Below are 15385 nucleotides of genomic sequence, written 5' to 3'. Positions count from 1 at the left end.
CCGCCGGAAGGTTTTATGTATTGTTTAACGTATTATTTATGATTTGTGAATAACTATTCTGTTATTCTGCAATAATATTTGTGCCAGCTTCACCTTTTAGGATGGCGAGGCCATCTTCAAGGGCACCGATCCCAACCAGCTTGCCGCCTTTCTTAATGAAATCGCATGAGGCATCGATTTTCGGTCCCATTGAACCGGCATCGAAGGCATACTGAGCCAGCTCACGTGGAGTGGTGCTGCGTAGTGCTTTCTGGGTTGGTTTACCCCAGTCCAGGTAAACCGCATCGGCATCGGTCAGGATCAGTAGGGCATCGGCATTAAGCTGCTGGGCAAGGTATGCTGCAGACATGTCTTTGTCGATTACCGCTTCTACGCCAACCAATTTGCCATTTTCTTTCTTGACCGGGATACCGCCGCCGCCGGTACAGATCACCAGATGCTCTTGCTTGATCAGGGTGGTGATTGCATCGCTCTCGACAATACCGGTTGGAAGTGGGCTTGGTACCACGCGGCGGAAGTACTGGCCGTCAGGCTTGACTGTCCAGTGGTATTTCTCTGCCATTTCGCGGGCTTCAGCTTCTTCGTAGACTGGACCAATAGGTTTGGTTGGATCGGCAAAGGCCGGATCGTTCGGGTCTACGGTCATTTGGGTCAGCATGCAGGAGACGTCTTGCTCCGGCAGTAGGTTCTTCAGTTCTTGCATCAGCATGTAGCCAATCATGCCCTGGGTCTCTGAACCCAGTACATCCAATGGGTATGGGCTGACCTTTTTGTATTCAAGTCCTTGCAGTGCCAGTAGGCCAACCTGCGGACCATTGCCGTGTACAAGAACAACGTTGTACTCTTTGCCGATCTCCGCGATGGTCTGCGCCGCTTTGGCAATATTCTGGCGCTGGATATCAGCTTCGAGTGGCTCGCCGCGGCGAAGCAGGGCATTACCGCCCAGTGCCACAACAACAGTTTGCTTGGTCATGTGATCGTCTCTCTTGGTTTTTACTCTCAGTTATTGTTTTGTTTGGCTTTTTGCCTGGATTCTGAGAGGTCTTGCTGTTGTGTGGCCGGTGCCGGGCACCGGCCGTTAGGTTAGGCTAGTTGCCTCGGTATTAGATACCGTCACGCTCGATTGGGCAGCTCATGCAGCGAGCACCACCACGGCCGCGGCCTAGTTCATCACCTGGGATAGGTAGGACTGTGATGCCTGCCTTGTCGTATTTCTCGTTGGTGTAGACGTTGCGCTCGTAACCGATAACAACACCTGGCTTAACAGTCAGTACGTTGTTCGCATCGTTCCACTGCTCACGCTCAGCTTCGAAGCTGTCACCACCGGTGGTGATAAGGTTCAGCTGACCGACACCCAGTGCTTTCTCGATAGCAGTTACGAAGTAGCCTTCTTCTTTCGCTTTCACTGCGCCAGACTCGTCGCCAGTTAGGCTCCAGCATTTCACATCTTTGCGGACCACTTCTGGGTAAACCGAGAAGGTATCTTCACGCATGTGCGTCATTACGGTGTCTAGGTGCATGCAAGAGCGGTGCTTAGGTAGCTCCATCGCAATAACCTGCTTGGCCTGACCGTGCTTGAATAGGCTTGACGCCAACTGCTCAACACCTTGTGCTGTTGTACGCTCGGACATACCGATAAGCACTGAGCCTTTACCGATAACCAGCACGTCGCCGCCTTCGATAGTCGAGTTGTCGTATAGCTTCTCTTCGTCACCGAAGTACTTGATGAAGTCTTCACCGGCGAAGGTTGGGTGCCAGCGGTAGATAGCACGTAGGTGGTTGGTTTCACGCTGGCGAGCAGGTTTAGCCATTGGGTTGATAGAAACACCGCCATATACCCAGCATGAAGTATCACGGGTGAACAGGTGGTTTGGAAGCGGCTCGATGATGAAGTCGCTTGGCTCATGCATGCCCTGCAGCATAGAAGATGACTGGATTGGTAGCTCAGAGTATGCCAAGCCGCCCAGTAGGATTGATGCTAGTTCGCGATGAGGTAGATCTGCTAGGAAGCAGCGTACATCATTGGCGAAAGTTGGGCCGAAACGGTAGTCAGAGATCTGGGTGCCTAGCAGCCAGTCTTTGGCTTCAGGAACCGCTAGGGTTTCAGCCAGCATGTCGTGTAGTAGGAAGACCTCAACACCTTGCTCACGCAGTGTGTTGGCAAATACGTCATGCTCTTCGCCAGCGCGTTCAACAGCCAGTACATCATCAAATAGTAGATCGTGGCAGTTAGAAGGCGTCAGGTGAGTGAGAGCTCGCTCAGGGCGATGAAGAAGAACGCGACGCAGTTGGCCTATTTCAGAACCTACATAGAACTTACTCATGATCGTATCTCTCTTTATTTATTGCCAATGGTTTGGCTGTATTTGTTTTATTGCAAAGTAAGAAGTTATTTATTTCTTTGCTTTCGTATCTGGGGTTTATTTTACCCTTAAGGCGTTCACAGTCTTAGAGGTTTATCACAGTTTTGTTATTAATGCGGTAACGCTATATATTTGTTTTATTAACATTTTTAATGCATGTGTCACTCGATTACGCGCATGGGTATTTATGTGTTTTGACTAGGTTTTAAGTAGTTTTATGTTGGTTAAGTTGTTGTTTTTACTGTGTCTAAAAGGGGTGTTGGGAATCTTATTCAGATTTTTTCACGTTGCTTGAATGTAAAAAGCATAATCTTATGCACTAAAACTGTTTGTCTATATAAAAATAAGCAAAATGTTACTGCGCTGGTAACAAATATTTTTCCTTTTATATTTTGTTTTGGGGTTTTTGTAATTTTAGTACATTGGTTTTTCAGTGCTTTATTTGTCGTTGTATAGGAGGTTAAATTCAGATTTGAATTATTTATACAATGTTTTTGTGGTGCCAAATTAATATTTGATTCAATAAGGTTGTGATGAATGGTCGGGATTTATTCTTCGAGGTACCGGCGTATTGAGACTGTACTGGGTGAGTGCAAAATCGTTGTGTGGTGCTGGGCACACAATTGTCGGGGGCGTGCTCACTAGGGGAGCTTCACGTCGCTAGATATTTATGGGTCGATTTGCCCTGGAAGGCTAGAGGTTAATTTGTTGCCGGTGGGGAAAGAAAAAAGCCGCCCCATAGGGGCGGCGAAACAAGCAAGATCGAAAGGGGGGATTAAAGCATGGCGCCTACACTCAGCATTGCCATGATCAGTACTGTTAGGATACCTAGCAGTGGAGCGACCCACTTAACCCAGCGTACGTAAGGGACGCGTGCGATAGCCAAGCCACCCATTACCACCGCAGAGGTTGGTGTCATAAGGTTTACAATACCTGAGGCAGACTGGTATGCCGTTACCACTAGATCGCGGCCCACACCGGCGAAGTCTGCTAGCGGAGCCATGATAGGCATGGTCAGTACCGCTAGGCCCGAAGACGAAGGCACCAAGAACGACAGCAGGATTTCCAGCCAGTACATCACGTTGATGAATACGATTGAAGACAGGCCGGTTACTGCGTGCTCGGCAGAGTTCAGGATGGTATCAGTGATCATACCGCGGTCCATAATTACCACGATACCGCGGGCGATACCGATAATAAGGGCAACACCGAGCAAATCGCGGGCACCGTCGATGAAGCTAGATGTGAACTCTTCTTCGCTCATGCGGGCAATCAAACCGATGATGATTGTTGAGGCCAGGAACATAGCGGAAATTTCTGCCATCCACCAACCCACAACGGCCACACCGTAAATCATAATACCGAAAGAAGCAGCAAAGATAGCCAGGATAACTTTACGGGTTGTAGTGAACTCCAGCATTTCGCCAGACTGGTTGCCCAGGAAGTGTGCTTTGTTTTCTTCGTACTTGTCATAGACAATCGATTTGGTCTTGTCGGCACGTACCATCTTGGCATAGCGCATGACATAAGCGACACAGATCAGCCAGCCAACAACCAGCATGGCAACGCGTAGCATGATGCCATCGGTGAACGGGATACCGGCCGCGTTGGCAGCGATAACTGTAGCAAATGGGTTGATGGTTGAACCCAGGGTACCGATACCGGCACCAAGCAGTACGGTTGCAGCGGCAACTACTGGGTCGAAGCGGGCGGCCATCATCACAGGCACCAGCAGGGTATAGAACGGCAGGGACTCTTCAGCCATACCATAGATAGTACCGCCGGCGGCAAAGAGTGCCATCAGGATCGGGATCATCAATTCTTCCCGGCCCTGCAGTCGGGCGGTAACCCGTTCGATACCTGCGTCAATCGCACCGGTTTTGGTCACTAGGCCAAGGAAGCCACCGATGACCAGAATGAACAGTGAGACATCGATAGCCGCTGCTTCATAGGTGTTGTGATCGTAGAAGCCATCGATAGGAGCCAGTAGGACATCTACGACACCTTGCGGGTTGCTCTCTACTGCGTGGTAAGTTCCGGTAACTGGTACTTCTTTGCCCAGGTCTTCATTCATGACACGGTCATACTGGCCAGCCGGTACGATCCAGGTCATCAATGCGACGAGGGCAATAAGGGCAAATAAAATGGTATAGGCAGAAGGGAATTTAAAGTTGGCGAAGAAGCCGCCTTTTTCTTCCGGTTTCATTGTTTCGGTTGTCATTGTTTTCTCCTTGCCCTTGTACATCCAAATACAAGGGTGATTCATCTACCAGGCCTGCCGTTAGGCATGACAGGGCTCGCCGACATGACGCCGGAGCAGGCAGAACCAGGCATTAGCAATAGCTAACGGAAATGGTTTATAGGTTGTTTATCCTTGCTGGCGAGGCAGCTTGGATAGGGGGTGTCAATGTTGGGTGAGATGTCGGAGCCGTACACTCGCACTCTGGCACCGCAAAGGACTCCGTCGGCGCAATGCCGTCCAATGCTGTTGTCAGGTGGGTGAGTGTCCTACGGGGACGACGCAGCTGGCTGCGGCGCCGTCTCCCTGGCTCAGGGCCGTGGTAGAAGTTACTCATGATCGTATCTCTCGTATGCTTATATAATGGCCATCAGTCTTTGCCGTGGCTCTATTTGTTTGTTGCCAGTGAATTTTATGCCGCCGAGCGCAGTATATCTTTGGGATTGTTCACATTTTTTTGGCGCTTTCATACCGCCCACCTATCGGTAAACAGAGTGCTCAGGGTATTTCTCTGGGTTTTATGGGTGAATATGCTATTGAGGGTTTTGTGTTTATTCGCTTAAAGCGCATATCGGGGAATATTATGCATTTTCTCGCTTCATCACCGCTCGAAATATATTTATCGTTAGTTTGATAAATATCAAGTTTCAGGGAGAGGGATATTTCATTTGGTATTTTATTGCGATCCGTGCGATATTTGCGTTCGAATTTATTCCATAGGTGGAGTTTCCCCATGTCTTATGCAGAACTAATCGAAGAGCAGAAGGAAGAAACGCGCGAAATCATCGCGGCGTTGCTAGAAGATGGCAGTGATCCTGATGCACTTTACAGCATTGAGCACCATTTCTCGGCGGATACGTTCGAAGAGCTTGAAGGTGCAGCCGTAGAAGCTTTCAAAATGGGCTTCGAGGTACTAGAAGCCGAAGAGCTTGAACTGGCTCCTGAAGACGGTGGCGGTAAAGTGGTATGTTTCGATGCTGTTATGGAATCGGCACTGAATGCAGAAGTCATTGATGAGCAGGCTGAGAAGCTGATCCAGCTAGCCGAAAAGCATAACATTGACTACGACGGCTGGGGAACTTACTTCGAGTCGGGTGAAGATGACGAAGAAGAGTACGAAGACGAAGAGTGATCTTCGATACCCGTAACGTCGAGATAAAAGCTGGCATTAAGCCAGCTTTTTTGTGTCCGCCATTTTCTAATTAGGCTTTTATTACTCGTTTTCAGAGCCCAGAATCAGAGCGTTTTGAGCATCCTGACTTCGCAGGCATCGTGGCCGGTTTGCCCCATGGCCTGTGAAATTTGGATAAACCCCAGCCCCTGGTATAGCTTGATGGCGGCCTGCAGCGAGGCTGTGGTTTCAAGGTAGCATGCCTTGAAGCGGTTCTCCCGGGCGAATTTCAGAGCCGTGGCGGCGATCCGTCGGGCGAAGCCTCTGCCACGTAGCTCTGGCAGGAAGTACATTTTCTGCAGCTCGCAAACGCCTTCTTCCCCTGTAAGGGGAGCTATTCCCCCGCCGCCCAGGATGCGGTTGTCTTTTTCTATTACCCAGTATGCGCTGTCAGGCTCGCTGTATACCTCGCTCAGGGCGTCCAGCGTCGGATCGGCAACACCGTAGCCTTTGTCCGCAGTTAGCCCGTGCTCGGCGGATACACGGCGTACTACGGCGGCCATAGCGGCATTGTCGAGTGGAGTGAGCAGCCTCAGCTGGTAGCCCTGCTGTTGTTTGTTGGCCTGAATCGCCTTGGTATAGCGTTGCAGGCTTTGGGCGAGGCAGGTGATTTCATCTTGGTCGAGTTGCTCCATAAACTGGGCAACTTGCAGGTTGAGAGCCTGGTTGAGGCTATCGAGCAAGGTTTGGCCCTGCAAAGACAAGCTCGATAGCTGCCGGCGGCCGTCATGGGGATCGGCGTGGGTGATCAGAAGGCCGGCATTGAGTAGGCTAGCGCTGGTGCGGCTGGCGTTGGATTTATCCACTTTTAGCCGGGCGGCAAGCTGGTTGACGGAAAGCGGTTGGTTTTCCAGTTCAATCAGGGCGTGGGCTTGGACCGGGGTAATGTCGAGATTACCGCACTGGCGGTCAAGCATGCCCAATTCCCGCACAAGTAAGCGGGACTGGGCTCTGAGGGTCGCTGCGTCCATGTATCAGGTCTCTTTTGGTTGCTTATTGCAACCAAAATTAGTTGCTTGTCGCAACATTGTCAACAGTGATATCGCTGACATCGGCACACTCCCGCAGTTTGCCATGGTGGCAAGCAAGGTGGCCCAGTGCTTCCTTGGCAGCTTGCTGTGCGGATTTCTTCTGCCAGATGCGCTCGTGGAAATAGTAGGCTACCGTGTTGATAGCCGGCTCAATCATGGCCATCACACTCCCAACCAGCACATCACTGGTTAGCAGGTAGGCGACACCGAATGCGACGCTGAAATGGACAACGGCAAAACTGGCCGTTTTGCGGCCTGGGTTGGCAAAGCCACTGCGAATAAGTGCCTTGTGTTGCCAAGCTTTTTCATGGAAATAGAAGGCCACTGTATTGACCATTGGCTCGATCATGGCGATCAGGCTGCTGATCAGGATCTCGCCTGTCAGTAGATAGGCGATACTGAATGCGACAAAAAAGTGGATAACGGCAAAACTAACGGTCTTCTTCATGGTGGTTTCTCCCTCAGTGGATAATTTCATGCTAGTGATAATTGTTATCATTTGCAATCTGTTATCATCTATAGCTTTGATAGGTGTGACCGATGATCGATTGCGGTTATCACTAAGGGTGAAACAAGGCTAGGGAGCAGAGTGGATATGGCGGGCAATAAAAAAGCCGGCGCAAGGCCGGCTTTGAGTCATGGTATTGTTGGCGGTTACAGTGCCGCGATGGTTGCTTGCTGCTCGGCCAGCTTCACTAGGGTGTCCTTGTAGCCTTCAAGCTTCTCGCGCTCTTTGGCAACAACCGCTTCAGGTGCTTTGGCTACGAAACCTTCGTTGCCCAGCTTGCCTTCGATGCGCTTGATTTCACCTTCGGTCTTCTTGATTTCTTTCGCTAGGCGATCAAGCTCAGCGTCTTTGTCAATCAGGCCTGCCATTGGGATCATCAGCTCAGACTTGCCAACCAGTGATGTTGCACAGGCTGGTGTCTCTTCACCGGCAGCCAGTACGCGGATGTTCTCTAGCTTGGCTAGAGAAACCAGTACTTGTTTGTTGGCTTCAAGGCGCGCAGCATCTTTTTCGTCTGCGGCTTTTAGCATTACATCAAGCGCTTTGCTTGGGGCAATGTCGTACTCGGCACGCAGGTTACGGATGCTGGTGATAAAGCTCTTCACCCACTCGATGTCAGCCAGTGCTTCTGCATTGAAGTTCGCTTCATCGTACTGAGGCAGTGCCTGCAGCATGATGGTATCGCCGTCAACACCGTCAACCAGCGGCTTGACGCTCTGCCAGATAGTTTCGGTGATGTATGGGATCACTGGGTGAGCCAGACGCAGGGTCTTCTCGAGTACGGTGATCAGAGTACGGCGGGTTGCACGCTGCTGCGCTTCGGTGCCTTTCCACAGAACCGGCTTGGTTAGCTCTAGGTACCAGTCACAGAACTGGTTCCAGATGAACTCGTAGATCGTGTTCGCCGCCATGTCCAGACGGAAGTTGTCGATATGACCGTTGAACTCTTTCGCTGCAAGCTCGAACTGAGATTCGATCCACTTGTCAGCCAGCGAGTACTCTAGCTCGGCATCTGCGGCGAAACCACAATCTTGCTCTTCTGTGTTCATCAGTACGTAACGGCTGGCGTTCCATAGCTTGTTACAGAAGTTGCGGTAACCCTCAAGGCGTTTCATGTCCCAGTTGATGTCACGGCCGGTAGAAGCCATGGCTGCAAGGGTAAAGCGCAGGGCATCGGTACCGTAAGGTTCGATACCGTTTTCGAATGTCTTGCGGGTGTTCTTCTCGATCTTCGCGGCCAGCTGCGGCTGCATCATGTTACCGGTACGCTTGGTAACCAGTGACTCTAGATCGATACCGTCGATCATGTCGATTGGGTCAAGCACGTTACCTTTTGACTTCGACATCTTGTCGCCGTTTTCGTCACGGATCAGACCCGTTACGTATACGGTCTTGAACGGAACCTGTGCCTTGCCGTCTTCGTCTTTACAGAAGTGCATGGTCATCATGATCATGCGGGCAACCCAGAAGAAGATGATGTCAAAACCCGTCACCAGTACATCTGATGGGTGGAAGACTTTCAGATCTTCTGTCTGCTCAGGCCAGCCTTGAGTACCGAACGTCCATAGTGCAGACGAGAACCAGGTATCTAGTACGTCATCGTCCTGGCGAAGAACCACAACCGGTGCCAGGTTGTTCTGCTCGCGAACTTCTTCTTCGCTGCGGCCAACATAAACGTTACCGTCGTTGTCGTACCAAGCAGGGATACGGTGACCCCACCAAAGCTGGCGAGAGATACACCAATCCTGGATATCACGCATCCAAGAGAAGTACATGTTTTCGTACTGCTTAGGTACGAATTGGATGTCACCGTTTTCTACCGCAGCAACCGCAGGCTCTGCCAGAGGAGCAGCACGTACGTACCACTGGTCAGTTAGCATTGGCTCGATAACCACACCACCACGGTCACCGTAAGGTACCGTCAGATCGTGATCTTTGATTTCGTCCAGCAGGCCTAGCTCGTCGAACTCGGCAACAATAGCTTTACGCGCGGCAAAGCGCTCCATGCCGTGGTATTTCTCTGGCAGTTCAGTGCTGTAGGCATCGCTTGGCTCACCATTGGTAGTGAACACTTCAGCCGCGTTGCGAATATCAGCGTTGAACGTCAGGATGTTGATCATCGGCAGGCTGTGGCGCTTGCCCACTTCGTAGTCGTTGAAGTCGTGCGCAGGGGTGATCTTCACACAACCAGTGCCTTTTTCCATATCGGCGTGCTCGTCGCCTACGATTGGAATACGGCGGTCAACGATTGGCAGTAGGATTTCCTTGCCAATCAGATCTTTGTAACGAGGATCTTCCGGGTTTACGGCCACACCGGTATCACCCAGCATAGTTTCCGGACGGGTAGTCGCTACCACGATGTAGTCTTTGCCTTCAGCCGTTTTCACGCCGTCAGCCAGCGGGTAGCGGAAGTGCCACATGTGGCCTTTCTTGTCTTTGTTTTCAACTTCAAGATCAGAAATCGCAGTGTGCAGTTTCGGATCCCAGTTAACCAGACGCTTGCCGCGGTAGATCAGATCTTCTTCGAATAGGCGGACGAAAACTTCCTGAACCGCGTTAGACAGGCCGTCGTCCATCGTGAAGCGCTCACGGTCCCAGTCTACAGAAGCGCCTAGGCGACGAAGCTGCTTGGTGATAGTGCCACCAGACTCGCCTTTCCACTCCCAGATTTTATCGATGAAAGCGTCACGGCCGTAGTCGTGCTTGGTCTTGCCTTCTTCGGCAGCAATTTTACGCTCCACAACCATCTGGGTCGCGATACCTGCGTGGTCGGTACCGACTTGCCATAGGGTGTTCTTGCCCTTCATGCGCTCACAGCGGATCAGGGTATCCATGATGGTATCCTGGAACGCGTGGCCCATGTGCAGGCTACCTGTGACGTTCGGCGGTGGGATCATGATGCTGTAGGCATCTTTTGATGTGTCACCGTGAGGCTTGAAGTAACCAGCCTCTTCCCAGCGCTGATACAGCGCTTTTTCAATTGATTGTGGGTTGTATGTCTTTTCCATAGCGCTCTTAGAAGGATCTATGTGGAATTAGGGCGTCTTAGCAGCATTGGCGGTGTTGAGCTGAATACCAGCCTGGCGATATTGCTTGTAGCGTTCGCGTGCCAATTGCTTCTGTTTTTCATCGCAAGGGACGAAGTCTACCACTTGTGAGAAGGTAACGGCAAAATTTGGTGCGTCTTGTCCCAAATTAATCAGGATCCCGCGCCGTCCGCTGTGGCGCAGTCCGGGCCAGCCAATCTCGACCGGTGAACCGCCTCGGGGGCCTTCACCAATCAGGTTATGGGGCACGAAGTTATCGGGATCCAGTTGCCATAAGTACTCATCTATTTGTTCTGCTTGCGCTTTGTCTGCAGCAAGCAAGTAGACTTTGTGGCCCTGGCGGTAACTCATTGCTGCTTGATGACAGGCAAAATGCAGCTGGAAGTCGTTATCCTCTGCATGTTGCTGTTCACTGATTATATAAAAAGTAGCATGAGTCATGGCGTTTACTCTATAAACGAAGGGGGCCGTTTGGCCCCCTCTAGCGTCAATGTTACTCGACGTTCTCTAGGCCGGCTCGGTTGAGCAGGAACTGGACCAGCAGTGGGACCGGACGACCGGTTGCACCTTTTGCCTTGCCACCGACCCAAGCGGTACCTGCGATATCCAGGTGCGCCCAGTTGTATTTCTTGGCAAAGCGAGACAGGAAGCAACCTGCGGTAATGGTCCCAGCCCCCGGAGTGCCAAGGTTGGCCATATCGGCAAACGGGCTGTTCAGTTGCTCTTGGTACTCGTCATTCATTGGCAGGCGCCATGCGCGGTCACCGGCTTGCTCCGAGGCGTTGATCAGCTCGTGGGCCAGCGGGTTGTGGTTCGAAAGCAGACCACTGATATGGTTACCCAATGCCACTACACAGGCGCCAGTCAGTGTCGCGACATCGACAACGCACTCTGGTTCGAAACGCTCAACGTAAGTCAGGGCGTCACAAAGTACCAGGCGGCCTTCGGCATCGGTATTTAGCACTTCTACTGTCTGGCCAGACATAGTGGTCAGGATGTCACCTGGACGGTAGGCACCGCCACCCGGCATGTTTTCACAGCCTGCCAAGATACCCACCACATTGATCGGCAAGTTCAGTTTGGCCAGGGCCTTCATGGCGCCAAAGACAGTCGCCGCACCGCACATGTCGTATTTCATTTCATCCATCTGGGCTGATGGCTTGATAGAAATACCGCCGGAGTCGAAGGTCAGCCCCTTACCGATCAGGACAATTGGCTTGGCATCTGAATCCGGGTTGCCCTTGTATTCGATGACCGACATCATGGCTTCGTTCTTCGACCCCTGGCCGACGGCTAGGTATGAGGTCATGCCTAGTTCTTTCATTTCCTGCTCGCCAATGATCTTGGTACTAACGGTATCGAAATCATCAGCCAGGCGACGAGCCTGTGAAGCCAGGTAAGCTGGGTTGGCCACGTTTGGCGGCATGTTGCCGAGATCTTTACCAGCTTTGACGCCAGAGGCTACAGCCAGGCCGTGCGAAATGGCACGTTCGCCCAAGGAAAGCTCGCGGCGGGTCGGTACATTGAAGACCAGCTTGCGCAACGGGCGGCGGGTTTCCGGCTTGTTGCTCTTGAACTGGTTGAAGGTGTACAGGCTGTCCTTGGTCGTTTCTACGGCTTGGCGGACTTTCCAGTAGGTATCGCGTCCCTTGACGTGCAGCTCGGTCAGGAAGCAGACCGCTTCCATCGAGCCGGTTTCGTTCAGGGTGCTAATGGTTTTTTTGATGATCTGCTTGTACTGGCGTTCATCAAGTTCGCGCTCTTTACCACAACCAACCAGTAATACACGCTCTGATAATACGTTTGGTACATGGTGAAGCAGCAGCATTTGGCCAGGCTTGCCTTCTAGATCACCACGGCGAAGCAGTGAGCTGATATAGCCATCGCTAATTTTGTCGAGCTGTTCGGCAATGGGAGAAAGGCGACGTGGTTCGAATACGCCAACGACGATACAGGCACTGCGCTGTTTCTCGGGGCTACCACTCTTTACACTGAACTCCATGCGTACTCCTACATCCTAATAAAGACAATTAAAGCTAAATGTTAGATAATGCCGCACTTATGTTGCTGGACCATAAATTCGGTATAGGATTAAAGTGCAGGTTAACAATTAGCCGAAAGATTAAAAAAATAACTGATTAACCGAAAAATTATAGTGATTCCAGTAAAAAAACAAGTTTTCTATGGGTAATTAAAGCGTGATTATTGTTCGGTATTTGACGCGTGAGACATTAAAAAGCCAATTTGCGGTGCTTTTTGTCCTTTTTCTTGTCTTTATCAGTCAGAAATTTATTCGCATTCTAGCTGATGCAACAGAGGGTTCCATCCCGAGTGATTTGATCGCCACCTTGCTCGGTTTATACATGCCTTCCATGGCCCTGCTGATGCTGCCGCTCAGTTTGTACATCGGTATTTTGCTGACTTTCGGCCGCTTGTATGCCGAAAGTGAAATTACCGTGATGAATGCCACTGGTATTGGCAATAAATTCTTGATCCAGGCTGCGTTGTGGCTGGCGATTATCACCGGCTCGGTAGCGGCTTTTAATGCGCTGTGGTTGGCCCCGTGGTCGGTGGAAAAAACCGAGCAATTAATGGAGCAGGTTAAAGCGGATTCCGGCCTGGATTTGTTGGTGAAAGGACAGTTTCAGTCTGCGCCGGATGGCCAAGGGGTGGTATTTGTTAACGATATCACCAACAGCGGCAGCCGTTTGGACAAAGTGTTTATTGCCCAACTGTCCGCCCGCGATGCGTTGCGTCCGAGCGTGATGGTAGCAGACCGTGGTTATGTCAGCGAGCTGCCAGATGGCCGGCAGGTATTGGACCTGAAAGAAGGGACTCGCTATGAGGGGATCCCGACCCGGTTGGATTATTCTATTACTCAGTTTGATGACTATCAGGCGTTGATTGGCCAGAGGGCAGTACGGGAAAAGAGCCGGGACTGGGATGCCTTGTCGACATTGGAATTGATGCAGCGCCCGGAGTTGGCAGCCAAGGCCGAGTTTCAGTGGCGGATGTCACTGGTGTTATGTATTCCCTTGCTGACCATGGTGGTTGTTCCTCTGTCGGCAGTTAACCCGCGTCAGGGGCGTTTTGCCAAGCTGGTACCGGCCGTGCTGATTTACCTGGCTTACTTTCTGGCCATCAGTGCGGCCAAGTCTGCCGTCGAAGACGGGGGGCTGCCGTCATATATTGGTCTGTGGTCAATCAATGGGGTTATTTTTGTCGTGGCGATAGCCCTTAATAGCTGGGATACCTTACCGGTACGTAAGTTGAGAGAGAAGTTTCGGAGACGTGGCTGATGTTTAAGATTCTGGATTTATACATTGGCCGAACGCTGATTTCGACCTCGGCCCTGACTTTGTCAACTTTGGTGGGGCTATCGGCCATCATCAAGTATGTTGAGCAGTTGCGTAAAGTAGGCGACGGCACCTACGATCTGTGGAAAGCGTTGGCTTATGTTTTGCTCAGTATTCCGCGTGATATTGAAATGTTCTTCCCGATGGCAGTATTGCTGGGCGCGCTGATTGGCTTGGGAATGCTGGCGTCGAGTTCGGAGCTGGTGGTCATGCAGGCTGCGGGCTTTTCCAAGCTAGATATTGGCTTGTCAGTTTTGAAGACAGCGGTGCCGTTGATGTTGATGGTTACCCTGCTTGGTCAGTGGGGGGCGCCTGAAGCCCAGAAAGCCGCGCGAGAGCTTCGTGCCCTGTGGACCTCTGGCGGTAATATCCTCTCGGTCCAGCGTGGAGTTTGGACCAAGGATGACAATGATTTTATCTATATCGGTCGGGTCCATGAGCAGCAAGAGCTTTACGGGATCAACATCTGGCAGTTTAACGAAAAAGACGAGCTGACCCATTCAACTTTTGCCGAGTCGGCGACATTTGAAAATGGGAAAGGCTGGTTACTCAAGGATGTAACGCTAACATCTTTGGGCCGGGAGCAGCAGGTCAATGAGCGCCTGCCGCAGATGCACTGGCAGACGACCCTGACCCCGGATAAGTTGGCGGTTGTGACTCTCAAGCCGGAGGAGCTGTCGCTCTCTGGCGTTTATGATTACAAGAACTATCTTGAGGATTCCAAGCAGGACGCGTCGCGTTATGCCTTGGCGTTCTGGCGCAAGGCGCTGCAGCCCTTCTCGATTGCGGTGATGATGCTGCTGGCGTTGTCGTTCGTCTTTGGCCCGCTGCGTTCGGTGACTATGGGCGCGCGGGTGCTGTCTGGGGTGATCTTCGGTTTCGGTTTCTATATTTCGAATGAAGTATTCGGGCCGATGAGTATTGTCTATCGGCTCCACCCGATCATCGGAGCAATAGGCCCAAGTCTGGTGTTCCTGTTTATCACCATCTATCTGCTGCGAAGAAAGCTATAATCTCGACTAAAAAAGGCGCCACTGGCGCCTTTTTTGTGTCTGTTGTTTATTACCAGCCTAGATCAGTTGGCCTTCGGCAGGACAACCATCTCACAGTCGGCCATGGCATCCTGGAAAGACTGCTTGGTTTTGCTGAAAGGCGCCAGCAAGTTGCCTAGCCCAAATGCTGACGTCGCCATGCGGATCATTGCCTGTGTTGGGCGGATATTGGAACCATCCTTATTTTGGATGCGCAGTTTCCATGCTCGCATCCCCAGGGTTTGTCCTGCTTGGCACCAGAAATAGGTAAAGAAGCCAACGATGACCATCGCGAGGTAGCCGGTATAGAGCATGCCAACCACAGGGTGCATGGTCATGTAGGCACTGACATCCTCGTAGCCGCTGATATCGACCAGGCCGATGGAGACCAGCAGTGCCATCAGGCCGATAGCAATGCCGCCTGCGAGCATCAGTACGGCGGCGATGACCAGGCTGTCATAGAGCCAGGCGGCCAGGCGGCGGAAAAGGCTAGGGTATTGTTTGGTGGTGTCAACGTCCGGTTGTTTCTTCTTTTTCACAGGGATATCCAAATTAGCTAAGCTTCAAGATCTTGCGTGCAGTGTAGCAATATAACTGGCGAGGGTGAATGATGCGGATCTTGGAAATGAGAGTCATCCC

General features: G+C 51.5%; 13 protein-coding genes. 3 read left to right on the top strand and 10 right to left on the bottom strand.

Features of this window, described 5'->3' with window-relative positions; all coding sequences use genetic code 11:
* Nucleotides 1-61 precede the first annotated feature (61 nt).
* From arcC to PTW35_RS15390, 4 genes are all read right to left on the bottom strand, one after another.
* On the bottom strand, nt 62-973 hold the full coding sequence (gene arcC, locus PTW35_RS15405) for a carbamate kinase (protein WP_281025737.1): 912 nt from the start codon (nt 971-973) through the stop codon (nt 62-64).
* A gap of 130 nt (nt 974-1103) precedes the next feature.
* Nucleotides 1104-2324, bottom strand: a complete 1221-nt coding sequence (gene arcA, locus PTW35_RS15400; protein WP_281025736.1) for an arginine deiminase — start codon at nt 2322-2324, stop codon at nt 1104-1106.
* Nucleotides 2325-3138: 814 nt separating this feature from the next.
* Nucleotides 3139-4584 carry a YfcC family protein gene (locus PTW35_RS15395; RefSeq protein ID WP_281025735.1) on the bottom strand — a complete coding sequence of 482 codons (1446 nt, stop codon included), beginning with the start codon at nt 4582-4584 and terminating at the stop codon, nt 3139-3141.
* 136 nt (nt 4585-4720) lie between these two features.
* Nucleotides 4721-4939, bottom strand: a complete 219-nt coding sequence (locus tag PTW35_RS15390; RefSeq protein WP_281025733.1) for a hypothetical protein — start codon at nt 4937-4939, stop codon at nt 4721-4723.
* A gap of 396 nt (nt 4940-5335) precedes the next feature.
* Between PTW35_RS15390 and rraB the strand changes: the two genes are divergently transcribed.
* Nucleotides 5336-5734, top strand: a complete 399-nt coding sequence (rraB, locus tag PTW35_RS15385) for a ribonuclease E inhibitor RraB (protein WP_281025732.1) — start codon at nt 5336-5338, stop codon at nt 5732-5734.
* A 104-nt stretch (nt 5735-5838) separates the two neighbouring features.
* Here rraB and PTW35_RS15380 read toward each other — a convergent pair whose 3' ends face one another.
* From PTW35_RS15380 to pepA, 5 genes are all read right to left on the bottom strand, one after another.
* Complete coding sequence (locus PTW35_RS15380; protein WP_281025731.1) at nt 5839-6744, bottom strand: helix-turn-helix domain-containing GNAT family N-acetyltransferase; 906 nt, start codon at nt 6742-6744, stop codon at nt 5839-5841.
* 37 nt (nt 6745-6781) lie between these two features.
* Nucleotides 6782-7252, bottom strand: a complete 471-nt coding sequence (locus tag PTW35_RS15375) for a DUF2061 domain-containing protein (protein WP_281025730.1) — start codon at nt 7250-7252, stop codon at nt 6782-6784.
* Between the two features lie 206 nt (nt 7253-7458).
* On the bottom strand, nt 7459-10320 hold the full coding sequence (locus tag PTW35_RS15370; protein ID WP_281025729.1) for a valine--tRNA ligase: 2862 nt from the start codon (nt 10318-10320) through the stop codon (nt 7459-7461).
* A gap of 27 nt (nt 10321-10347) precedes the next feature.
* Nucleotides 10348-10800 carry a DNA polymerase III subunit chi gene (locus tag PTW35_RS15365; RefSeq protein WP_281025728.1) on the bottom strand — a complete coding sequence of 151 codons (453 nt, stop codon included), beginning with the start codon at nt 10798-10800 and terminating at the stop codon, nt 10348-10350.
* Between the two features lie 52 nt (nt 10801-10852).
* Entirely contained in the window at nt 10853-12361 is a 1509-nt protein-coding gene (gene pepA / locus PTW35_RS15360; protein ID WP_281025727.1) for a leucyl aminopeptidase, read from the bottom strand.
* A 196-nt stretch (nt 12362-12557) separates the two neighbouring features.
* On the opposite strand from pepA, the gene lptF reads away from it, so the two are divergent.
* Entirely contained in the window at nt 12558-13658 is a 1101-nt protein-coding gene (gene lptF / locus PTW35_RS15355; RefSeq protein WP_281025726.1) for an LPS export ABC transporter permease LptF, read from the top strand.
* On the top strand, nt 13658-14728 hold the full coding sequence (gene lptG, locus PTW35_RS15350; RefSeq protein ID WP_281025725.1) for an LPS export ABC transporter permease LptG: 1071 nt from the start codon (nt 13658-13660) through the stop codon (nt 14726-14728). The genes lptF and lptG overlap by 1 nt, the downstream gene beginning before the upstream one ends.
* A 62-nt stretch (nt 14729-14790) precedes the next feature.
* Here the strand turns inward: lptG and PTW35_RS15345 are convergent, their stop codons facing one another.
* Nucleotides 14791-15285 (bottom strand): RDD family protein, encoded by a 495-nt coding sequence (locus tag PTW35_RS15345; protein WP_281025724.1) that lies wholly within the window; start codon nt 15283-15285, stop codon nt 14791-14793.
* Nucleotides 15286-15385 lie beyond the last annotated feature (100 nt).

Origin of the sequence: Photobacterium sp. DA100 (assembly GCF_029223585.1) — a bacterium.
Taxonomy (GTDB): Bacteria; Pseudomonadota; Gammaproteobacteria; order Enterobacterales; family Vibrionaceae; genus Photobacterium.
Note: the sequence above shows the minus strand (reverse complement) of the source record. Positions and strands in the feature narration are given on the sequence as shown.